This window comes from Calothrix sp. PCC 7507 (assembly GCF_000316575.1).
GTDB lineage: Bacteria > Cyanobacteriota > Cyanobacteriia > Cyanobacteriales > Nostocaceae > Fortiea.
Window position 1 is genome coordinate 433640 of sequence record NC_019682.1, and the last position, 22180, is coordinate 455819.

General features: G+C 42.8%; 19 protein-coding genes. 10 read left to right on the forward strand and 9 right to left on the reverse strand.

The window, feature by feature from the left end; all coding sequences use genetic code 11:
- Positions 1-35 precede the first annotated feature (35 nt).
- Entirely contained in the window at positions 36-704 is a 669-nt protein-coding gene (gene msrA / locus CAL7507_RS01935) for a peptide-methionine (S)-S-oxide reductase MsrA (RefSeq protein ID WP_015126734.1), read from the reverse strand.
- 256 nt (positions 705-960) lie between these two features.
- On the reverse strand, positions 961-3144 hold the full coding sequence (locus tag CAL7507_RS01945; protein WP_015126735.1) for a hypothetical protein: 2184 nt from the start codon (positions 3142-3144) through the stop codon (positions 961-963).
- A gap of 78 nt (positions 3145-3222) precedes the next feature.
- Here CAL7507_RS01945 and CAL7507_RS01950 point away from each other — a divergent pair, with 78 nt between their 5' ends.
- The 4 genes from CAL7507_RS01950 to CAL7507_RS01965 all read left to right on the forward strand — a co-directional run bounded on the left by CAL7507_RS01950 (position 3223) and on the right by CAL7507_RS01965 (position 7698).
- Positions 3223-4545: a proton extrusion protein PcxA gene (locus tag CAL7507_RS01950; RefSeq protein WP_201447873.1), complete on the forward strand. Its 1323-nt coding sequence runs from the start codon at positions 3223-3225 to the stop codon at positions 4543-4545.
- A gap of 349 nt (positions 4546-4894) precedes the next feature.
- On the forward strand, positions 4895-6163 hold the full coding sequence (locus CAL7507_RS01955) for a murein transglycosylase A (RefSeq protein ID WP_015126737.1): 1269 nt from the start codon (positions 4895-4897) through the stop codon (positions 6161-6163).
- A gap of 265 nt (positions 6164-6428) precedes the next feature.
- Positions 6429-6878, forward strand: coding sequence for a PIN domain-containing protein (locus tag CAL7507_RS01960; RefSeq protein ID WP_015126738.1), 450 nt, complete (start codon positions 6429-6431; stop codon positions 6876-6878).
- A 484-nt stretch (positions 6879-7362) separates the two neighbouring features.
- Positions 7363-7698, forward strand: coding sequence for a helix-turn-helix transcriptional regulator (locus CAL7507_RS01965; protein WP_015126739.1), 336 nt, complete (start codon positions 7363-7365; stop codon positions 7696-7698).
- 77 nt (positions 7699-7775) lie between these two features.
- On the opposite strand, the gene CAL7507_RS01970 is transcribed toward CAL7507_RS01965, so the two are convergent.
- Positions 7776-8447, reverse strand: coding sequence for a polysaccharide deacetylase family protein (locus tag CAL7507_RS01970; protein WP_015126740.1), 672 nt, complete (start codon positions 8445-8447; stop codon positions 7776-7778).
- 12 nt (positions 8448-8459) lie between these two features.
- Entirely contained in the window at positions 8460-9077 is a 618-nt protein-coding gene (locus CAL7507_RS01975) for a TetR/AcrR family transcriptional regulator (protein ID WP_015126741.1), read from the reverse strand.
- Between the two features lie 169 nt (positions 9078-9246).
- On the opposite strand from CAL7507_RS01975, the gene CAL7507_RS01980 reads away from it, so the two are divergent.
- From CAL7507_RS01980 to CAL7507_RS01990, 3 genes are read left to right on the forward strand one after another with little or no spacing between them, the layout of a single operon-like run.
- The gene (locus tag CAL7507_RS01980; protein ID WP_015126742.1) at positions 9247-10554 is read left to right on the forward strand and encodes an ABC exporter membrane fusion protein; all 1308 of its coding nucleotides are present in this window, start codon (positions 9247-9249) and stop codon (positions 10552-10554) included.
- A complete protein-coding gene (devC, locus tag CAL7507_RS01985) occupies positions 10551-11729 on the forward strand; it encodes an ABC transporter permease DevC (RefSeq protein ID WP_015126743.1) in 1179 nt (392 codons plus the stop codon). The genes CAL7507_RS01980 and devC overlap by 4 nt, the downstream gene beginning before the upstream one ends.
- Before the next feature lie 49 nt (positions 11730-11778).
- A complete protein-coding gene (locus tag CAL7507_RS01990; RefSeq protein WP_015126744.1) occupies positions 11779-12477 on the forward strand; it encodes a DevA family ABC transporter ATP-binding protein in 699 nt (232 codons plus the stop codon).
- Positions 12478-12691: 214 nt separating this feature from the next.
- Here the strand turns inward: CAL7507_RS01990 and CAL7507_RS01995 are convergent, their stop codons facing one another.
- The 3 genes from CAL7507_RS01995 to CAL7507_RS02005 all read right to left on the reverse strand — a co-directional run bounded on the left by CAL7507_RS01995 (position 12692) and on the right by CAL7507_RS02005 (position 18635).
- On the reverse strand, positions 12692-17302 hold the full coding sequence (locus tag CAL7507_RS01995) for a response regulator (RefSeq protein WP_015126745.1): 4611 nt from the start codon (positions 17300-17302) through the stop codon (positions 12692-12694).
- Between the two features lie 237 nt (positions 17303-17539).
- The gene (locus CAL7507_RS02000) at positions 17540-17767 is read right to left on the reverse strand and encodes a 4Fe-4S dicluster domain-containing protein (protein WP_015126746.1); all 228 of its coding nucleotides are present in this window, start codon (positions 17765-17767) and stop codon (positions 17540-17542) included.
- Between the two features lie 505 nt (positions 17768-18272).
- Positions 18273-18635: a hypothetical protein gene (locus CAL7507_RS02005; RefSeq protein WP_015126747.1), complete on the reverse strand. Its 363-nt coding sequence runs from the start codon at positions 18633-18635 to the stop codon at positions 18273-18275.
- Between the two features lie 257 nt (positions 18636-18892).
- Here CAL7507_RS02005 and CAL7507_RS32155 point away from each other — a divergent pair, with 257 nt between their 5' ends.
- Positions 18893-19114 (forward strand): hypothetical protein, encoded by a 222-nt coding sequence (locus CAL7507_RS32155; protein WP_015126748.1) that lies wholly within the window; start codon positions 18893-18895, stop codon positions 19112-19114.
- Positions 19115-19429: 315 nt separating this feature from the next.
- Complete coding sequence (locus CAL7507_RS02015) at positions 19430-19663, forward strand: EF-hand domain-containing protein (protein WP_015126749.1); 234 nt, start codon at positions 19430-19432, stop codon at positions 19661-19663.
- Positions 19664-19787: 124 nt separating this feature from the next.
- On the opposite strand, the gene CAL7507_RS02020 is transcribed toward CAL7507_RS02015, so the two are convergent.
- Complete coding sequence (locus tag CAL7507_RS02020) at positions 19788-20750, reverse strand: 50S ribosomal protein L11 methyltransferase (RefSeq protein WP_015126750.1); 963 nt, start codon at positions 20748-20750, stop codon at positions 19788-19790.
- A gap of 101 nt (positions 20751-20851) precedes the next feature.
- Between CAL7507_RS02020 and CAL7507_RS02025 the strand changes: the two genes are divergently transcribed.
- A complete protein-coding gene (locus CAL7507_RS02025) occupies positions 20852-21277 on the forward strand; it encodes a hypothetical protein (RefSeq protein WP_201447874.1) in 426 nt (141 codons plus the stop codon).
- Positions 21278-21293: 16 nt separating this feature from the next.
- Here the strand turns inward: CAL7507_RS02025 and recR are convergent, their stop codons facing one another.
- Positions 21294-21905, reverse strand: a complete 612-nt coding sequence (gene recR / locus CAL7507_RS02030) for a recombination mediator RecR (RefSeq protein ID WP_042341718.1) — start codon at positions 21903-21905, stop codon at positions 21294-21296.
- Positions 21906-22180: the final 275 nt, after the last annotated feature.

Below are 22180 nucleotides of genomic sequence, written 5' to 3' on the forward strand. Positions count from 1 at the left end.
TTCAGCCTTTTCACGCCACCACGTACTGAACAGCACTACCCACTCACCTGTGATTCAATAATCCCTACAGGACAAGCAACGTTTGTCCCACCTAAACCACAATACCCATTAGGGTTCTTGGCTAGGTATTGTTGATGGTAGCCTTCGGCGTAGTAAAATTCAGGGGCATCTAAGATTTCTGTAGTAATCTTGCCGTAGCCTGCACTGTTGAGGGATTGTTGATAGGCTGACTGTGATGCTTCAGCGAGCTTTCTTTGACTTTCAGAATAAACGTAAATCCCCGAACGATATTGAGTCCCAGCGTCATTACCCTGGCGCATTCCTTGGGTGGGGTTGTGGCTTTCCCAAAAGGTTTTGAGGAGTTGGAAATAACTAATTACCTTGGGATCAAATACAACTAATACCACTTCGTTGTGACCAGTTTTTCCAGAACACACTTCTTCGTATGTGGGGTTGGGTGTGAAACCAGCCGCGTAACCAACTGCAGTAGTGTAAACGCCCTCAAGTTGCCAAAATTTGCGTTCTGCACCCCAAAAGCAGCCTAAGCCAAAGATGGCTTTTTCTAGGTTATCTGGGAATGGCGGTTTGAGTGGATGGCTGTTGACATAGTGATTAGCCGGTACTCGCATGGATTCAGCCCTCCCTGGTAAAGCTTCCTCAGGGTTGGGCATAGCTGTTTTCTTACCTAATCCAAATAGTGCCATTGATTGTGACTCTGATTTTTGATAATTATTTTTACCTTACTTAATATTTTAACTACTCAGGCGATCGCTCTCGATGGTGAAAGCCGTAACTTCCCGTACAGCTGTCATACAATTTTGGATTTTAGATTTTGGATTTTGGATTGACTCCAAAAAATCACATTGTTTTGAGGAGATTTCCAGGAAATTATCATCGATTATGAGTAGGGGCAAACAACCGTTTGCTCTCCTCCAAAGTGCCATTTGTATTTACGAATGACTAATTACAAGGTGTAGAAGTATTAACTAATGGTAATAGTGGCCCTAATTGCTCTTGTCCATTGACAGCTAAATCGCTATGACACAAATAAACTTTCTCGGATACACGAGAGAGTAAATCTGTCAAAATCTTCTGTAGTCGTTGTTCTTCTGCTAATTTGTCATCTTCTGCTGTCCAAGGCATACCTAACCTGGCTTGCAAAAACAAGGGCGCGCCAAATAAAGTAGCCGCACCACCTTTTGCCCATAACGGTGAACTAGCATCTAGCCAAAAATGTTGGCGGTGATATCTCCTACTTGAACGGTATTGAAAGATGGTGGCTAAGGTGACAGCTTTTCTAGCTGGGCCAAGGCGATGCAATGGATAAGGATTGGCAGTAATCGTACCACGTCGTAGCAGTTGAATAAATTCAGTCAGCGTAGCTTCCGCACTGCTGCGTTCTGATTGGAGAGATGGGACGGTTTGTTGCAGCCTGGTGTTAATTTCCCAGTAGTGTTGAGCGGTTTCTAACAATTCTCGCAGTGCTGCTAGTTCTTCATAAGGCGGATTGCTATCCTTACATAGAAAGTTCTGAATTGCTAGGTATAACAGGGAAATTGGACTGGGGATGAGACGCTGTGTTTGTTGCGATCGCTGTTTCTCTATCCACTCTAAAATCTTATTGTAAGCTGTGCTGGCAACATAGCCAATTCTATCCCACCGCTCGAATACTGTTACTGGTAGCAAATTCGGTAGCTCAGGATGAGGCTCAAAGCAGTAATCGGCAATTAAACCAGCGCGTACAGGGTCAATCTCAGTGCTGAGTGCTAGGTTATGAGTACTGAGTTCTGAGGGGTTTTCTGGTGCTTTTTGCTTCTTACTCAACACAACCAACATCTCCGCCACGGCATCCCGATCCACCAAGCGTCCCAAACCCGGATAAACTAAGGCGAGTATGGTGAGTAAGGCACGGATTACGGGTGAACTAATGAGGGGGCGTTGGTCGTTGAGTGGTTCTACTTGGATGTTTTGCTTATTGAGGATTTCTATGAGTGTATAACGGGCGATCGCATCCAAACCAGGAGCAATCACTGCAATCTCTTCTGGTTCCGCTTGCCCCGATGCGATCGTCTCCACAATCACCTCTGCTGTCTGTCGCAACATCTGGGCGCGGGAGGTGGTTTGAATCGATTGCACCGCTTCTGGTAAACTTAATATCACTAGTGGCTCTGTAACTAATTCCACTATTTGCTCTGCCAGACTATTTCCCAGGGAATCTGGGGATGGTTCGGTCAAAATTTCCACCTGACAGCGCTCTGCTAACCCTTCTAGATGCAGAGGATCTGCCCCTAATCCCAGTCTAATTGCACCATCGGGATTATAGCTAAAAGCCCCAACTGCCCCTTGATCTAAGAGAAACTCAAACAGTTGACGCGCTACACCAGGGTAATCATCCACATCATCCGCCAGCACCGCCTGATATCTTTTAGCTAGGTGCTGCTGATAATTCTCATTTGTCAACAAATGCTGACTATAAAGTTCCGTGATTAACCCATAAGTCAACAATCCTCTGGCTAAACACCAGTTGCGCCAATCTAACAGCAAAGATGCGAGGAATTCTGGCTCTAGATTGATTGCAGTTTCATCTAAACCTTTTGTTAAAATCTGGGCAATGTGTTCACAAGGTACGCCACCATAAGCCGCTAATTGCCATAAATCCAGGATGCGGCGCACCAAACGGTACTCATTGACTCCAGCGCGACGCAGAGTTTCTTCATCCAGATGCGATCGCCAGAGTTTTGTGGCTAATTCCTGCTCAGTTTCTGGACGTAATCTTACCGGAAATTGTGCTTTTAATTGTAAAGACTGGATCAATAAAGGCCAAAATAAGATAACTTCATCCTGAAAAAAACCTAGTGGTGTTTTAGCACGCACCGGAAATTTACCTAAAGTCTTAGTAACAATTATGTTACCTAAAACCCGCCGATTATCATCATTTGCAGCTAAGAGTAAAACGCCTGGTTCTGTCTGTCTGAGATCCAAAAATTTTGCTGTGCGTTCACTTTTCTCTCGCCCCGATTTTTTAGTATAAAATGATTCAACAACCTGATTTTTACCTGGCAACCAACGACAAAACTGCTCTACTAAGCGAGTAGTCTTACCACTACGACTAGTACCAACAATCCAAACAGAATGAGCAACCACGAACCATCTCCTTGTAGATTTGTTAGTATACCTCGTGCGTTAACTTAAGGTTAAGAATCACCAAAAAATGCTGGATGATTGCCGACAATGAACAATTTTTATAGCCAAAAAATCTATCCTTTCTTACTGGCTACTTACCGTTGGTACTTACGAACACCAGAACGTTCTTTGGATGAGGCTTACAAGGCAGCATTCAAGATCAAGCAAATAGAAGATGAGTATTTCAATGGTAATAAAATAGACCCTGAATCCGTGACGTATACTAGTAACGTCCTTGACTATTTTAAGACAGACCTTAAAAAACAATTAAAAATTGCTCGGATGCGGCTGACAGAGTTTCAATCTAGCCGTTGGTTCTCCAACGAATCTAATCAAAAAGCTGCCGATAAAGCGGGGATAGAATATGCCAGTGCTGACTCAACCTTAGAAAAATTAAGATTTATTGATCAAGTTATATCAAAATATATTCATGTAGATGCGGAAACATCTGCACCAAATTTAGCTAATCAGCCTGGAAATGTACAACCTGTTTCGGCAATCATTCCTCAACTATTAACACCAAAATTGCCCAATAATAACTCTAATCCCAAAAGAAAGGGCAAAGCTAATACAACAGGGATATTACCCAGGTCAATTTTTAGTACCATCACCCGTCTCCAAGTAGAATTAGATCCTAATTCTGAACAAGACGTTGTGAAGAATTTCCGTCAGGCTCAAAAAAGAACCATCATTTCTATCAGGTTTGTATTACTGTTAATTATTGTGCCCCTTCTAACTCATCAGTTAGCCAAGTCATTAATAGTAACACCCTTAGTGGAACATTTTAGAAGTTCCGAGGAAGTGCAAATATTCCTGAATGAGGAAATGGAAGAAGAAGCACTCACAGAGATACAAAGATTTGAAGAGAGAGTAAAATTTGAAGCTTTAATTAGCAATGCACCTCCACTTTCCGCCGAAGAAATAGAATCTCACATCAAAGAAAAAGCTCAAGAAGTTGCTGAAGAATTTCGTCAAGAAAGTTCTAATGCTATTAAAAATGTTTTTGCAGATATGTTTTCTGTAGGTGCATTCATTTGGCTTTTGCTTATCAGCAAGCCTTCTATCATCATACTCAAAGATTTCTTTGATAATATTGTTTATGGATTAAGTGATAGTGCTAAAGCATTTATTATCATTTTGTTTACTGATATATTCGTAGGCTTCCACTCTCCGCATGGCTGGGAAGTAATTTTAGAAGGGGTATCGCGCCATTGGGGATTACCCGCAAATCGCAGTTTTATCTTCTTATTTATTGCTACATTTCCCGTGATTTTAGATACAATTTTCAAATACTGGATTTTCCGCTACTTAAACCGGATATCACCTTCTGCAGTTGCTACATACCACAATATGAATGAATAGTTTGGCGACTGGAGGATCTTGAGTCTTTCTTCAAAAGTAGTGGACTGACACAACTAAAATGATGCAATATAGAATGTCCTTCAATTATCTTGGCGACAGATGTATGGTGGTTGAGGGCAAACAACCATTTGCTCCTACAATCTATTTGTCGCATTCTTTTTTCAAATTGATCTCAATTTTAATACAACATGTAAGGCTTGCCACTCCAGTAGGGTGTGTTATGCCGGAGGCTAACGCACCATCCAATATTTTCGGTGCGTTACGACGTTCCGTCTAACGCATCCTACTGAGAGACTCCTGCTTCGTTTGGCGAGGCGAAAATTAGATATGGGAAAATTTTGATTTTTAGATGAAAAGAATATTTACAACCATCGCCATTAGTTTACCTGTGGTTTTATTGATTTTACTCGTGCGTATGCCATCATTGGGGCGTCAAGAATTAAGTTCAGTAAAGTGTCAGGTGAAAAAGTGGAATATTCCAGAATCTACTATTAGTAAAAATCAAGTTTTATCGATTCCAGAATCAAAAAAATCACCAATATTAATTCCTAGATTACCAGTTACTTGTTGTCTGGATGATCCCTCTTGTCTGGATGAATTTCTCTATAGAAGTGCATCAGATAAAAAAGCACTGCTAACAGCTATCGATCGCAGTCTACAATATCTGCAAACTGCTAGGGCTGAAAATGCCTACAAAGATTATCCAGTACCAGGGATTACACGCGATCGCATCTTCAAAAGTTTGACACGATTCCGCCAGTTGTTACTCACAGCTAATTCTCCAGCAGCATTACATACAGCTATACAACGTGAGTTTGTCTTATACCAGTCTATCGGCAAGGACACCAAAGGTTCAGTTCTATTCACCGCTTACTATGAACCTGTATATACTGCTAGTCGGGTTCCCACACCAGAGTATCGCTATCCCGTTTATAAAATACCACCAGATTTAAACTCATGGACTAAACCTCATCCTACACGCTTACAACTAGAAGGTGCAGATGGTTTACAAGGCGCAAAAGGTAAGCTAAGGGGATTAGAGTTGTTGTGGTTTCGCGATCGCTTAGAACCATATATGGTACAAATTGAAGGTTCTGCCCGCATTCAACTCACCAATGGTACCGAAACCACAATTGGCTATGCCGGGAATACTGCATATAACTACAGCAGTATTGGGCGAGAATTGGCGAATGATGGCAAATTACCTTTAGAAGGTATGACTATGCCGATTATTCTCGACTATTTCCGCAAATATCCCCAAGAATTGAATGTTTATATCCCACGCGATCGCAGTTTTGTATTTTTTCAAGAAAATAAAGGTGCTACAGCCCAAGGTTCTATCAACGTATCACTGACAGCCGAACGTTCAATTGCTACCGATAAATCTTTAATGCCTCCTGGTGCTTTAGCCTTGATTCGTGCTTCTATTCCCTTTCCTCAGGATACAGGACAAATGGAGCATCACATCGTCAGTCGTTATGTGCTTGACCAAGATACCGGCGGTGCTATTAAAGGCCCAGGTAGGGTAGATTATTTTTTAGGTACTGGTAAATTAGCAGGCGATCGCGCTGGTGTCACAGTCAGTAATGGACAGTTGTTTTATTTGCTACTTAAGTGAAATTACAGTCAACAGTCTACTCATAGCGCTTCCCATGAAAATGAAGTACAGAATTATATCACGTTGTGTAGTAGCACAGCATTGCCGTGCCCTTACCGATGTACCTCACGCTTGTTGAGAAACGCTATATTAGCTTGGAACTAAAAAAATAATTTGTCGTCATTCTTAGTTGGAACAACCGTTTAATTACTTATAACAAACTCTTAATTTGTGAAGTGTTGATGATTGTAACTATAAGTTGATCAGTCAAATAGAGGAGTGAGAAGTGATCAGGATTTTAGTTGATGCTGATCTAATATTAGAAGCTCTAATAAATTGCAACAACTGTGTAGAAGATGTGAGAAAATTATTTGACATAGCACATCCGTTGATACAGATGTATATCACAGATGTTGGTAAACAAAAAATCTACGATTACATCAGTCGTTTACGGAATACTCAAATTGCCGATTTAGTAATTGATTGGTTACAAAAGAAAATACTGATTTGCCGTATTGACCAGAACATTCTACAAAAAGCACGCTTTTCACCCTTAACAGATTTTGAATCTGCAGTTGAGCTAGCTTGTGTCAGTGAGCGAAAATTAGATGCGATCGTTACCCATCATCGTCAAAACTTCGCTCAAACGCCAAATCAGTTTTGGGTATGGTCGATAGCAGACTTATGGGTACGTGCAAATCTGGAAAGTCAGCTACAGGTAAATATATCTAGTTAATTGTTGTCAGAATTCAGAATTCATGAGAATGACATATAGGACTAGTATTTGATTTTTGAAAAAATCTAAGTATCTGTAGGGGAACCACCCTTGTGCGCTGTGAGCGCAGCCACACGTGCGTCTGAAGCACCGAGTGGACTGCCGAATCCGGAGGAGTTTTCCTCGTTGAGAGGAGTGGCGTTTGGCATTGCCCACCAAAACCATGATACTACGTGTATTTCAGAAACTAAATACTAATCCTATAGCTCCTGATTTCTTTGAGCAAGGGTGTATCTTATTCATATAAAAATTTCTATGCATTGTATAACGAAATGCAATTATGTATTAAACCCCTAATGAGTGTAAGATTTATACTGAAAATTTTTTGCTAAACCAATTACGGGTGTAAAGAGTTTGGGCAAAAATTTTTCTATTTATTTGTAATCGGAGGTTTTTTTTGGTGCTACGATCTACGACTATAGATTAAGAGAAAAGTGCTGTAGCTGTGAAACAAAAGCCAAAACCAAGGATCGCTTTGCTTCGGGAAAAGGCAGGGCTAACCCAGCTTGAGTTGTCGCGTATTGTTGGCGTAACTGAAAGCACTATCCAGAACTGGGAAAGCGGTAGGACTGGGACAGATCACATTGAAAGAATCATTAGGTTCTGCAAAGCTTTGAATTGCCAAGTAGAAGACCTAGTTGAGTACGTGAACGAGTCACCAGAAGCACCAGCCGCATCACCAGGTTCATTAAGCGAAATCCATGATTTATTGGGTACTTCCGCCCCTACACCAATTACTAATCCTGACACTGAAATTGCTTCCCAAGGGACTAGGGACTAGGGACTGGGGACTGGGGAGGTGGGGGAGAGTGGGGTAGTAAAGAAATAAGCCTTGACTCTTGATTCTTGACAAATGCCCTATTCCCTCTTTCCCCAAAGAGTATCGACAGTTACGAATTGATAGCCTTTTTGTATTAGTTGAGGAATCAAAATTTGGATTGTTGCAGCAACATCTTGTCCACCAAAAGCACCATCATGCAATACAATCAATGAGCCATTTTGCACTTGCTGGAGAACTCGCTTTGTCACGGTGGTAACTCCCGGTCGTGCCCAATCTTCTGGGACAACACTCCACATGACTGGCCGGTAGTTCCACTGTTGAAATAGTTCTAAAGTTTTGGGTGTAAATAAGCCGTTGGGAGGTCTGACATCCCGTACCTTGTTAGGTGCTAGATTACAGGCATGATAAATGGCAGTTTGGGTTTTTTCTAAGCTTTCCTTGAGTTCAATTGGGGAAAGCATGGGAAAAGAGCGATGATCGTAGCCATGTAATCCAATCCAGTGTCCACGATCGCATATCTCTTTGGCTATTGTCGGCGATCGCTGGACACAAGCACCCAACCAAAAAAAACTAGCCTGAATTTGATAGCGTTCCAACACTGTCAACACTTGGCGTGTGTATTGGGGATGGGGACCATCATCAAATGTCAGGGCGATCGCTTTATCATTGCTGTCACCTCTCCAAAGGCATTGGGGAAAGGTTGGTTGGAGAATCTTGTAAATAATCGGAAACAGCGGTGCTAGTTGCATCTACATTCCCCTTCACTTGCCCTTATTCACAATTAGGTGTGTCATGGCATTAATCACGCGATCGCTTGTCATCGGTAAAATATCCTTACCATGCATCACTTCCTGCGTGATGTGAAAATAAACCAATGTCCCCAAAAGAATCCTCGCTGTTGCTTCCGGATCTGGTATCTCGAGTTCAGGATGAGCCGCTAAATATTCACCGAGAGTTTCCAGCACAGGTTTAATCATCGCTTGCACACAAATCTGCGCTAACTCTGGAAAACGACCAGATTCACCAATTAGCACGCGCATAAATGCACAATGTTCTTTGTCTTGATTCATCAAGTCTAATGCTCTAGTTGCTGTCTCATGCAGTACAGTAATTGGTTCTCCTGTAATAGGTTTTGTGCCAAAGACTAAGTTAAATTTTTTGCTGGCTAATTTCTCAATCAAGACTTTAAACAGCCCCTCTTTGTCTTGAAAGTGGCTATAGACAGTGGCTTTAGAAACACCTGCAGCGATCGCTACTTTGTCCATGCTTGTCCCAGCATAGCCATGTTTAAGGAACTCCTGCATCGCCCCTTGCAGAATTTGTTCCACTTTATCAACGGAACTGTCCCGTTCCAATTCGCCTACTTTTATCTGTGTCATTTATATTAGCCCTTCTTATAAACAATCATATTAGGGAATGGGGAATAGGGAATAGGCAATAGGTTATTCTCTCCCTGCCCCCTGCCCCTTGACTAAACTACTCCGTTTAGTTTAGCATTGATTGAACTGGACGGTTTAGTTTTATTTTTGGCAAACAGAGGGGACTACTATGGCGCAAAACTGGAATTTAGCAAATTTAATATCTTCCCAAACGCTGATAAAATCGCCTACTCTCATGGCAATAATTACATCTGTAGTGGTGGTAGGAGCTAGTGTTTATACGGTGACAAAGTTTCAAACTAGCTCAAATCAGCAGCTACAAGTAACAGCACCTATTCAGCCAATAGTAAAAACAGTTACAGCGTTAGGACGGTTGGAACCCAAAGAAGAAGTGATTAAACTATCTGCGCCAAATGCTGGAGAGGGAAATCTTGTTGAGAAATTGTTAGTTAAAGAAGGCGATCGCGTCCAAGCCGGACAGATAATTGCGATTATGGACGGACGCGATCGCCTCCAAGCCACTTTGGGTGAAGCGCAAAGACAAGTGCAAGTAGCTCAATCTCGCCTCAATCAGGTAAAAGCAGGTGCAAAACAGGGAGAAATTGGGGCGCGCCAAGCTACCGTCAATCGGCTACAAGTGGAGCTACAAGGAAACATCAGAACCCTACAAGCGACAATTAATCGCTTAGAAGCAGAATTGCAAGGACAAAAACAGCAGTTAAAAGCCACAGTAGCCCGTGTAGACGCCGAAAAGCGGAATGCTCAAGCTGACGTACAACGCTACGAAACCTTATATAAAGAAGGCGCGATTTCCAGCCAAGAAGTTGATAAAAGACGACTCAGCGCAGAAACTTCCTCTCAGCAGTTAATCGAAAGCCAAGCGACTCAGACAAGAACTATTAATACTCTAGAGCAGCAAATTAACGAAGCCAGAGCCAACCGCGACAAAACGATCGCCACCCTAGAGCAGCAGATAAACGAAGCCAAAGCCACCCTTAATCAAACCGCTGAAGTTCGTCCTACAGATGTCGCCAACGCCCAAGCAGAGGTAGACAGCGCTCAAGCTACCGTTAAAAAAATTAAAGCACAACTAGATCAAGCATATATCCGCGCTCCTAAAGGCGGGCAAATTCTTAAAATTAATACCAGGGCTGGAGAAACCGCTGGGACTGAAGGGATTGTAGACTTAGGGCAAACCGATCAGATGTATGCAGTCGCAGAAGTATACCAAAGTGATATTAATAAAGTGCGATCGGGTCAAAAAGTAAAAATAACTAGTGATTCCCTTGGTGGAGAATTACAGGGAACCGTCGATTGGATTGGGATGCAGGTGCAAAGACAAAATGTCGTCAACGCCGATCCCTCTGGTAACACCGACGCCAGAATCGTCGAAGTCCATGTGCGACTAGACGAAGCCGCTAGCACTAAAGCCTCAAAGTTTACCAATTTGCAAATCAAGGCGGTAATTGAACTGTGATTGGATTTATCTCTCAACTACAGCGCCGGACACCTCTAGGATGGCTACAACTAAGTAACCAAAAGAGTCGTTTTTTAGTCTCACTCTCAGGCGTAGCCTTTGCCGATTTATTGATGTTCATGCAGCTTGGCTTCCAGTCAGCTTTATTTGACAGCGCCACCAGACTGCATCAAGTATTACGAGCAGATGTAGTACTAGTCAGTACCCAAGCCCGCAACCTCTCCTTTATGTCCACTTTCCCAAGGAGACGATTGTACCAAGCTGCAGATGTGGCGGGGGTGAAGTCTGCGGAGGCTATGTATACCAACAACATTACCTGGAAAAATCCCGAAACCCACAAGGAGACAGGGATGCTGATGATTGGTTTTGATCCTGAGAAGCCAGCATTTAATTTACCGGAAGTCAACAATCAACTATCAGTAATTACACTTCCTGATACAGTGATATTTGATGCTGCTTCTCGAGGAGATTATAAACAGGCGATCGCCCAAGTTTCCCAAGGTAAACCCGTCACCACAGAAATAGATCGGCGGACAATTAGTATTAATGGCTTATTTACAGTAGGTGCTTCCTTTGGTGCCGATGGTAGCTTGATCACCAGTGACCAGAACTTTTTGCGACTATTTCCCAAACGAGAAGCAGGTAGCGTCAGTATCGGTTTGATTCAGTTACAACCAGGTTATGACCCTAAACAGGTAGCCAATGCTTTAAAAGCATACTTACCTAAAGATGATGTCAAAGTTTTGACCTACGAAGAATTTATTGAGTTTGAGAAAGACTATTGGAAGAAAAATACAGCGATCGGATTTATCTTCACCTTGGGCGTAGCGATGGGATTCACAGTCGGCGTAATTATTGTTTATCAAGTCCTATCGACAGATGTCAACGCCCACATGAAAGAATATGCCACCTTTAAAGCAATGGGGTATAACAATTTTTACCTGCTGGGTGTGGTTTTTGAAGAAGCTTTGATTTTGGCATTATTAGGCTTCATCCCAGGAATGAGCGTGTCTTTCGGACTGTATGCCTTGACTCGCAACGCCACAAACTTACCACTGTTCATGACCGTAGCGCGAGCCATCCAAGTATTAACCTTGACCTTCGTCATGTGTATGATTTCTGGTGCGATCGCTACTCGCAAAGTCCAATCCGCTGACCCCGCAGATATGTTTTAACAGTTATAAGTTATCAGACTGTTCACTGTTCACTGTTCACTGATTCCCTATGTCCCCAGTTATCTCTATAAATAATCTCGACCACTATTTTGGTCACGGTCAACTGCGTAAGCAAGTTCTGTTCGATATCAACTTAGAAATTAACGCTGGTGAAATTATCATTATGACTGGGCCTTCTGGTTCTGGTAAAACGACACTACTTACCTTGGTGGGCGGCTTGCGTTCTGCCCAATCTGGTAGTTTGCAAGTGTTAGGAGAAGAACTTTGTGGCGCAAGTGCCGGAAAACTCACTGAAGCGCGACGCCATCACGGTTATATATTCCAAGCACACAACTTGCACGGTAGTTTAACAGCACTCCAGAACGTCAAAATGGGCTTAGAAGTGCATAAAAATATTTCACTATCAGAAATGAAAACCCGGTCAGCCGAAATGCTAGAGCAAGTAGGATTAGGACATCGGCTCAATTATTATCCAGATGATTTATCCGGGGGACAAAAACAACGGGTAGCGATCGCTCGTGCTTTGGTTGGTCATCCTAAAATTGTCTTAGCAGATGAACCGACTGCAGCCCTTGATAGCAAATCTGGTCGAGATGTGGTTAATATGATGCAAAAACTAGCTAAAGAGCAAAGTTGTACCATCCTCATGGTGACTCACGACAACCGGATTTTAGACATTGCCGATCGCATTGTTCACATGGAAGACGGCAAACTCGCGAAGGATCTGTCCGTTGCACAAATCACGTAGGGGCACGGCACCCGTGGAATCGGGGCACGGCAACAGTGGGATTTTCCATTTACCCGTAATATTTTGGATGCCGTGCCCCTACGGGGTTGGTTGACATCGGCAAAATTGATTATGGGGGCACGGCACCCGTGGAATCGGGGCACGGCAACAGTGGGATTTTCCATTTACCCGTAATATTTTGGATGCCGTGCCCCTACAGGGTTGGTTGACATCGTTAGATATTGTTAACAAAAGCTTGAATGCGATTGAAGTTCTCTTCTAACTCTGTGATTAACTTAGCTGTACCTCGACGCTCTTGGTTGCGAGCTAGTCGTTCTAGTTTTTCCGCAACCAAGTACATAGCTGTAGCACCGACATTGGCACTAACACCTTTAAGTTGATGGGCTTCTTGAGCCATTTGCCCAAAATTACTAGCAGCGATCGCCTGTTTTATGATCGCTAAACGAGACTGGATATCTTCAACGAACATTTGCAACAGGTGCAATTCAAATTCGGCATCATTGTCTGAGAGTTGGTGCAAATGTTCCCAATCAATTACTGGATTCTCTAAATCTGTTTTGGCGATCGCTTCTTGGGCAGTCAGTATGACTTGGCTCCAATGTTCTAATGCCGTAGCCAATTTTTCCTTAATCACAGGCTTGCTTAAATAGTCGTCCATCCCGGCATCAATACACATTTGTCTATCTTCTTTCATCGCATTAGCTGTCATTGCAATTACCACAGGACGACGACGGCTAGCAAAGCAGCTTTCTGACCAACGATGAATTTCTTTTGTAGTTTCCAAACCATCAAGAACTGGCATTTGGCAATCCATCAGAATCAAATCATAAGGAATTTTTTCTAATAGTTGCAAAACTTCTCTACCATTACCAGCCACATCAGCACTGTAACCCAGGCGTTCGAGTTGCTTGAGAGCTACTTTTTGATTGACCAAATTATCCTCAGCTAATAAAATTCTGATTTTAGGCGCAATGGCATCTGGAGTAGGAGAGCCAACAGTTTCAGGATTTTCTACTCTCACCTCCCCTGCTGTCAATTCACGTTGGCTACCTAAAATAGTCATTATGGTATCGAGGAGGCGGGATGGCTTCACAGGTTTAACTAAATAAGCCGCAAATCCTATGTTGAGTGCCCTTTGTATTTCATCCCGTTGATTAGTTGAAGTGAGCATAATCAAAGGTATGTTAGCGATCGCTGCATCTTGTTTAATTTGTTCTCCTAACTTCATGCCATCGATTTCCGGCATCTGCATATCAACCAAGATGACATCATATATCTGTTTCTGCTCGTAAGCTGCGTAAATGGCGCTCAAAGCAGTCGCCGCACTTTCTGCCTTATCTACTTGCATTCCCCAACGGGTAGCTTGATGGTAGATAATTTTGCGGTTAGTGGCGTTGTCATCCACCACTAACAAACGGCGATTAGTCAGTTGGATGCGATCGTGGATTGAGGAAATAGGTTGAAGTTGCTTGGTGAAGGGAACGTCAAACCAGAACTTAGAACCTTCACCCAACTGACTTTCTACGCCAATTTCTCCTCCCATCAAAGTTACTAGTTGCTTGCATATAGCTAGTCCCAACCCAGTACCGCCATACTTACGAGTGGTAGAAGCATCCACCTGGGTAAATGGGGTAAATAGTTGGTGTTGGTCTTCTGGGGTAATGCCAAGACCAGTATCTGTGATGGCAAAGTGGATGGTAACTGTAGTACTAGTTTGCGATCGCACTTCAGCGCGGACTACTACCTCTCCCACACTGGTAAACTTGATAGCGTTGCCAATCAGGTTCATGAGAATTTGCCGCAGGCGACTAGCATCCCCTTGTAGGTGGGTGGGGACGTGAGGATAAATCAATGCTGCCAGTTCTAATTCCTTACTATGCGCCTGGGGTGCTAATAACTCTAGTACCTCTTCTACACAAGTAGATAAATCAAAATTGAGGGTTTCTAAAGCCATTTCCCCAGCTTCTAGTTTGGATAGATCCAAAATCTCGTTAATCAGAGTTAAAAGCGCATCTCCGCTAATGCGAATTGTCTCCATAAAATCTTGCTGCTCCCGATTGAGGGGAGTTTCTAACATTAAGCCAGTCATTCCCAATACAGCATTCATGGGGGTGCGGATTTCATGACTCATATTAGCTAAAAAAGCACTTTTGGACTGAGAAGCTGATTCAGCTTGACGACGAGCGACTTCGAGTTCTTGTCGCTGTCGCGTTTCTGCTTCTAACAGTTGGGATTGAGCGACGGCAATGCCTACTTGGTCGCTTATTTGGTGTAAGAGCTGAGTTTCAAAACTTGACCATTGGCGAGATGCTGCACATTGATGGACAATTAGCAACCCACAAAGTTCTTTTTTCACCAAAATGGGTATAACTAAATTGGATTTGACCCCAAGCTTTTGCAGTAATTCTAGATGATTTTGTTGGATGTCTACCAAATCTCGGTCAGCGATCGCCTGAATTTTTTTCTGATGGTAATGTTGTAGATAGTACTGCTGTTGGTATTCTGCTTGTAAGTAAGAGTCAGCGATATTTTGCCCCTTGATTGCTGACCAGCCAGAAACTACTTCTTCAATCAGCATATTGCCAGACCCATCTGGCAACAACTGATAAATCAAAACTCGGTCGGTCTGGAGAATCTTTTGCACCTCTTTGACGGTGATTTGGAAGATTTCTTCAATTTGCAAAGATTGACGAATATTCAGGGTGATTTCCGTAAATAATTGCGATCGCCAGTTTTGGCGTTGCAGTTCCTCCTCAGCCTGTTTGCGGTGCATAAACTGCCCGACTTGTTCGCCAATAGAATTCATGATTTTTGCCAAATCATCATCATATTGGCGAATCTGATGGCTAAGGCAGGTAATCACACCGAGAATTTCTTGCCCACTGCGGATGGGAAAACCAAAAGCGCCATGCAGTCCCACTTGTGCGGCTACATTGGTTCGCAGGAAGCTGATATCGCAGACCACATCAGTCAGCCAAACAGGTGCAGAACTAGCCCAAGCGCGACCAGGAAGTCCCATTCCTGGTTTAAATGTTATTTCCTGGGACAGTGTTTTAAACTCATCCATGTCCAGGGATGCTCGATGCCACAGGTCAAAAAACCTTAATACCTTTGCCTCTTGGTCTACCATCCACATTTCGCTGACATCCCATGCCAAACTCTCACAGATTGCTTGGAGGATTTGGGGAGTAGCTAAAGCGATCGTTGTGGACTCTGCCAAGACGCGGGTAGTAGCATATTCTGCACTCAGATGCAACTGTGCCTGTTTACTCTCGGTGATATCAATCCCTGTACCGATAACATATTCTACTGTACCTTCGTAGTCTTGCAGGACGGTGTTTGACCAGGCAATCAACCGCCGACTACCATCTTTAGTTATCCAGTAGTTTTCATACTCCTGATAGTCTGGATGAGTTTTACCAGCTTGCAACTGCGTGAAAACTGCTTTGACTGGTTCCACTTCTTCCGGAACTAAAAACAAATTCCAGAAATACCTACCCCTCACCTCATCGAATGAGTAACCCGTGATTTGCTCACAAGCTTGATTGAAGCGGACAATTTGCCCTTGTGGGTTGAGAACGATAACTAAGGCACTGACTGTATCAAGTACTGCTGAGATAAAATTACGTTCTTCGTTGAGTGTATCTTCTATGGTCTTGCGTGCCGTGACTTCACAATAGATTAGATAATAGACGACAACAAGAATTAAAAAACCGGAACTAATAGCGATCGCCAGAATCAAAATAGCATTCTTAGCACTAGCTTTTGCAGCTTTTGACTGCTGCTGCAATAACTCCTTTTCCTCGTTCTCCATCCCACGGATAACTTGGCGGATATCATCCATGAGTCTCTGTCCCTGGTTGGTTTGGATGAGCTGTAATGCAGCCTCCAAGCCTTGACGCTGGCGCAAGTTGATAGTTTGCTTTAATTCAGTAAGTTTTTCTTCTACTAAAGGTTTAAGCGTTTCCAGATGCTGCTGTTGTTTGGATTCATCTGCTGCTAAATTTCTCAGTTCCGCAATTTCTCGATTTACGTTGGCAACTGCTGACTGATACGGTTGAAGATATTTCTCCTGTCCCGTGAGGATGTAACCGCGTTGTCCAGTTTCCGCATCCTTAATCTGGGATAGGAGTTTTTCTAATTTATTGATTTTCTCTTGGGTTTTTTTAACTTGATTACTTGTATTGATCAAGACTATTGTGCTGTGATATGCAACTACGCCAGTCAAGACTAAAATTACCGACGCTAACCCAAAGCCGACAGCAAGCTTTTGAAAGAATTGCTTGCGTAACTTCTTTGCCTGTTTACGTTCCTTGGTTACGAGTACTAAACTGGCTAAGTTGCGCCGCATTTCCATTTGCTTAATGACTTGGCGACCGAGAATCCGCAACGCCTCTAGCTGTTCAGCCGATAAGTTCCGAGGTACATAGTCAATGACGCAAAGTGTTCCTAAAGCATAGCCTTCAGGGTTAGTTAGGGGTACACCAGCATAAAACCGAATATTGGGATCAGCGGTAACAAATGGGTTAGTCGCAAACCGTTCGTCAGATGTAGCATCAGGCACGACAAAAACATCAGGTTGGAGAATAGCATGGGCACAAAATGCCACATCTCGAGATGTTTCTAGCGCATCCAACCCGACTTTTGATTTAAACCACTGACGATTTTTATCAATTAAGCTGATTAAAGCAATGGGAGTCCCACAAATATATGATGCTAAATGAGTGAGGTCATCAAAGGCAGCTTCAGATGGAGTATCGAGAATTTTGTACTCTAAAAGCGTTTCAATTCTCTGCTTTTCGTTTTCAGGTAATGGTGCTTTCATCTTGAAGCTGTATTGATAGCCAAAGTTACTATCTAAGATAAACAGACTAATGACAAATCACATGCGTACCTCTACGGGGAAGCAAGTCAATTAAGAGGACAAGGGGCAGGGGGCTCTTAGCAGGGGGAAAGAAGGTTTTCAGATTTTTGCACAGATGCTCTAATCATAACTAATCAACCGAACTTGATATCAAATATAGTAGGGGCAGGGTTTCCCTGCCTTTTTCCCTGCTTGTCACTAATCTACGATTTTTTGCAAATCGGGTCGTTCTTCTGCAACGATCGCGCCTTCTACAGGGCAAACTTGGATACATATACCACAATCGATACAAGTTGCAAAGTCAATCCAATACCAATCAGTTCCCTTGACATTTTTACCAGGACCATCGTGAATACAAGCAACTGGACAGGCATCTACGCAGTCAGCAACGCCTTCACAGACATCTGTAGCAATTGTATGTGGCATGTTGATTCCCTCTGTTTTAAATCGGCTATTTCTAGCCTAGCAATTAAGGGAACAGGGAATAGGTAACAGGGAATAGGTAACAGTTTTTACTATTTTCTGCGATGCCCTAAGCTGGTCGTCAAGCCTGCGGCGTAGCTTGCTTCCCCGCAGGGGTACGCTTAGGGTGAGGCCTCTCACACAGAAGGGAGTCGGTCGTTGCGTTCCCTTTCCTGGAGTAAGATACCCCAATTTCTAATTGAATTTTTGCTACAGTTCACTAGTTAAAAATATCGAATTTATTAGTTGAAATCACGGAAAAGCTATCATATCTTTATATTGTCTTGGCAAAATATAGATAATTAGTATTTTTGTACAAAATTTGGAATATTACCTGAGCAAAGTATAGAGTTTATCTATAGTTAATTTTTACCTATTTGCAGTCGTTTTACTTATCTCGAACAGGTCTGCCTACATGAGGATTTACGCATCAAGATTCTCTAAAAAAATTGGGTATTAAAGTTTACTATTAACGCTGCCAATCATACATTAATCGTCCATGACGATCACGCACAAGTTCCCATTGTCCATAACGATATGGTTGTCCGTGATAACGTACAGACCGATAGCGTCGTCTATAATAATGTTGTCGAGTCCGCTGTCGTTGATAATATTGTCGAGTCCGTTGCCGTCTATGATAATGGCGTCGAGTCCTTCGGTGAGCTAACAAAAGTCCTTCACTTTCTTCTCCAACTAATTTTGTCTGTACGTCAAGACTCTGTTCATTGAGAACATGATTTAGAGTATTATCCTTGGCTTCAGCCAAAGCAGGTGGATAAATGAAGGCTAATAGCAAGAACACAATTGAGGATAGCTTTTGGAAACGGTTCACGTTTTTGCTTTTCCTAGACTATTGGTAATAATTTTATTTAATACTTAATTTGAGTAATTATACAGTTCAAAATTTACTAAATTGAGTCATGCAAAAGTAATAAAAGTAACTATATTAAAAGGTATCACTCTTCTCTCTTACCCCGGTACTTAATGCCTTGTCATTACCAACATCTTTTAAAGTGAAGAAGCGGTGTAGTAGGGTCAGGGTATGAAGTTGGAAAATTTCACAGACCTCCAGAATTGGGCGACAGAACAATGGGGAGATCTGAGTTGGGGGATAGTCGTCGCACAGAAAGAGCGATCGCCGCCAATCCTCAAGGAAGTATACCGGAACGGACAATCAGTCGTCACCACCCAGAAGTTCTCGCCCGTGAATTTATCCCGGAATTAATGTTAAAGGTGCTGGTCGCCAAACTAGTGGTTTGTCAATTTTGTTTTGAGGGGTTTTTGGTAGTGCGGGCCGAAAAGCCCGCGTGAGCGAGACGCTCACACTACAGTCCCTCATTTCAACCCTGACAGACTACTAGGTGGTTTTATTGGTCGTAAATCTGATGGTCTTCCTGGTTGGCTACGATTGCAAGATATTTGCTGGGGTGCTTATTTTGGTTCTTCTACTCTTTAAAAGATGTTGGTAATGACAAGCCCTTAAACTTGGGACTGCGATCGCACTACTCTAAAGGGCAATACCTGATCTAAGCCCCAGCGATACCCGTTTCTACGTCTAAGGATGCAATTTTATTTAATTTATTAATGAGATATTAAGTTGGAAAACGGTTCTTCACATAGAAACTTATGGCAACCAAGCAAGAGCTTCAATCTCTTTTTAATACCTTAGATATCGACCAGGACGGCAAAATTTCCATTAATGAGCTTTTTTTAAGCCCTGGTTTAAGTGCAATCATCTCATCAGAAACAAATACCAGTAGTCCCCAGGAGTTACTAGTACGGTATGATTCCGACGAAGACGGTAGTATTACCTTTGAAGAGTTAAAGGAAGCGGTTGAAAACGCAAATAATTTAACATAGTAGTCAAAAAAAGAGAGGTCATATCCTCTAACTCAAACACCCAGCCTAGTCTGCGCCTCCTGGAAGATGAACTACCTGATGCAATTCCCGATGAACCAGATGAGTCCCAGCTCATTAATGAACTTTAATTCAATCGATGAACGAGTGCTACCCATTCGTTGAATCTTACACAATCGATAATCGCGAATCCTGCTGCTGTTAATGCAGCAGTGACACTTTCTTCATGATCGGTGGTAAAGCCAGCTGTAATCAATAATCCTGTTTGTAAACTAGTGTGTCGCAGCGCCTGTCGGAAATCATCGGCGAGGGCAATGTGTATCCGTGCTAATATATTCGCCACGATGAGGTCAAAAGCTTCTACAGTATCGATTTTGGCTACATTATTGATGGTATCTTTGCCCATCCAATGCCCCATTTCGCTGCCACATCCAAGGCTTCCTTGCATAACTGTCACCTTTTGCTCTACTTGATTTAGACGCACAGCATCCTGAGTAGCTTGCACAGCAATACTGTCATTATCTAAAGCTAAAACGTTTGCCCCCAATTTGGCGATCGCTACACTCAGAATTCCTGAACCTGATCCCAGATCAAGTACATTCATTGTCGGGAGGATGTGCCGCTCTAGCAGTTGTAGACTCAGAATTGTTGCTGGGTGTAAACCACTACCGAAGGAGAGAGTCTTCTGTATTCTGATAGTGATTTCATCTGCCGTCTGAGATTGATCGGATGCATCCGGTGCTTGCACAATAAACCGTTTCCCAATCCGATGCACAAAGGGGCTTTGGATGTCTGCATTCGGTAGTTTCTCTTCTACCACAGTAGTCTCAATTGCCGTCGCTAGTCCTGTGCGATGCAAGGGTGATAGCAAATTCTCGATTTTCTCTATGCGTCTTCGCACCTGGGCATCATTAGGTAAATATAGGTGAATTGTAAACGTCCAATTGGAGTTTACTACATCCTGAGTATCTGAATCAGCGAGGTATTGTGTAATTTGAACATCAGTAATATCAATAGTCTCAGCTAGCAGCGTACAAACCCAATCAACCGCCTCATGTGTGGTATCAAGGCTCAGTTCTATCAACTGCATATTTTCTTCCTCTGGTGTAGCTGCATCGCTGGAGACAAATTTGTCCTGGTTACTTACTGAAAGATAGTCTACTCTAGTTAAAGAGGATGGAGATAAACATAGTGAGTAATCTAGGCAAAAAAAGATTAGAAGTTGTCTTAGCGATCGCCTCTTACTCTGTGGGTAGCGGTACTGCTTCAGCAGCACCAACCCCTGGGGGGGAAATTCCTAAACAGATTCTGTTAACTGTATCTGATATTTTCATGTACACTAACATCTGGAAAATCTATTTTCAAGAAGATTTATCTAGCAAAGAACTTGTAGAAATCTTGACAGATTTGGGTTTAGTCACAGTTGCGGCTACAGGAACAGCTTATATCGTTGGCAAAGTAAATACAGCTATTCTTAAAGAAATTACCAATTGGACTGGGCCATTAGGATGGGGTTTAACAGCTGCTGTCGCCGGTTCTCTTAGTGGTTTATTTGGCATTGCTTGGGCGATTTATTGCGATCGTATTTATTCTCAAAGAGAACTGCAATCTTTTTAATTATAATCTTTTGCATCTAATCCAACTCCCGCCGACCTTCCAATGCCCTCGCCAGTGTCACCTCGTCCGCATATTCCAAATCTCCACCCACAGGTAAACCAAAAGCAATCCGCGTCACCTTGGTAAATGGTTTCAACAGATGACCAACATACAGTGTAGTGGTTTCACCTTCTACACTTGGACTAATTGCCAAAATCACTTCTTGCGGTTTTTGCTGACTTACCCGCCGCACCAAAGCTTGAATTGTCAACTGTTCTGGGCCAATACCATCCATAGGCGAAATCACCCCACCCAAAACGTGATACTTACCTTTATATTCGCGGGTTTTTTCCAATGCAATCACATCGCGAGAATCCGCCACTATACATATAGTGTTCTGATCGCGGTTAGGGTTGCGGCAGATTTCACAAACCGGTTCAGCAGACAAGTGGAAGCAGACAGAACACAAGCCTATCTGTTTTTTGGCATCAATCAGGGCTTGTGCTAAAGCCTCTACTTCTGATTCAGGCCGCTTCAAGATATGCAAAGCTAGACGCTGGGCTGATTTAGGTCCAACTCCCGGTAAGCGTTGCAACTGCTCAATTAACCGTGCTAAAGGGCGTGCGTAAACCGTGGTTTTATCTCCAATGTGTTTTACCTTAACTATGATGACATTCTTCGGGAATTTTGGTGTGGTGGTTGAGGTGACATCTCCTACACTCACCGGACTTACGCAACTGGCACAAGATATTTGTAGGGTGTGTGACGTTACGACAAAACTCTGTACGCAGGCTAAAGACTTATAGCGTCACGCACCATTCTTTGACTGTGACACATGCGTAAGTCCTATCATTGAAACGCTCCCAAAAATTTTCCGTATAATAAACGTTAGATATAGGACTACTATTTGATTTTTGAACAAAA

What these genes read in the sequence shown, in the direction of transcription:
- msrA (WP_015126734.1), bottom strand. Translation starts at nt 704, where the DNA reads ATGGCACTATTTGGATTAGGTAAGAAAACAGCTATGCCCAACCCTGAG.
- CAL7507_RS01955 (WP_015126737.1), top strand. Translation starts at nt 4,895, where the DNA reads ATGAAAAGAATATTTACAACCATCGCCATTAGTTTACCTGTGGTTTTA.
- CAL7507_RS01970 (WP_015126740.1), bottom strand. Translation starts at nt 8,447, where the DNA reads ATGCAACTAGCACCGCTGTTTCCGATTATTTACAAGATTCTCCAACCA.
- CAL7507_RS01975 (WP_015126741.1), bottom strand. Translation starts at nt 9,077, where the DNA reads ATGACACAGATAAAAGTAGGCGAATTGGAACGGGACAGTTCCGTTGAT.
- CAL7507_RS01980 (WP_015126742.1), top strand. Translation starts at nt 9,247, where the DNA reads ATGGCGCAAAACTGGAATTTAGCAAATTTAATATCTTCCCAAACGCTG.
- CAL7507_RS01990 (WP_015126744.1), top strand. Translation starts at nt 11,779, where the DNA reads ATGTCCCCAGTTATCTCTATAAATAATCTCGACCACTATTTTGGTCAC.
- CAL7507_RS01995 (WP_015126745.1), bottom strand. Translation starts at nt 17,302, where the DNA reads ATGAAAGCACCATTACCTGAAAACGAAAAGCAGAGAATTGAAACGCTT.
- CAL7507_RS02000 (WP_015126746.1), bottom strand. Translation starts at nt 17,767, where the DNA reads ATGCCACATACAATTGCTACAGATGTCTGTGAAGGCGTTGCTGACTGC.
- CAL7507_RS32155 (WP_015126748.1), top strand. Translation starts at nt 18,893, where the DNA reads ATGGGGAGATCTGAGTTGGGGGATAGTCGTCGCACAGAAAGAGCGATC.
- CAL7507_RS02015 (WP_015126749.1), top strand. Translation starts at nt 19,430, where the DNA reads ATGGCAACCAAGCAAGAGCTTCAATCTCTTTTTAATACCTTAGATATC.
- CAL7507_RS02020 (WP_015126750.1), bottom strand. Translation starts at nt 20,750, where the DNA reads ATGCAGTTGATAGAACTGAGCCTTGATACCACACATGAGGCGGTTGAT.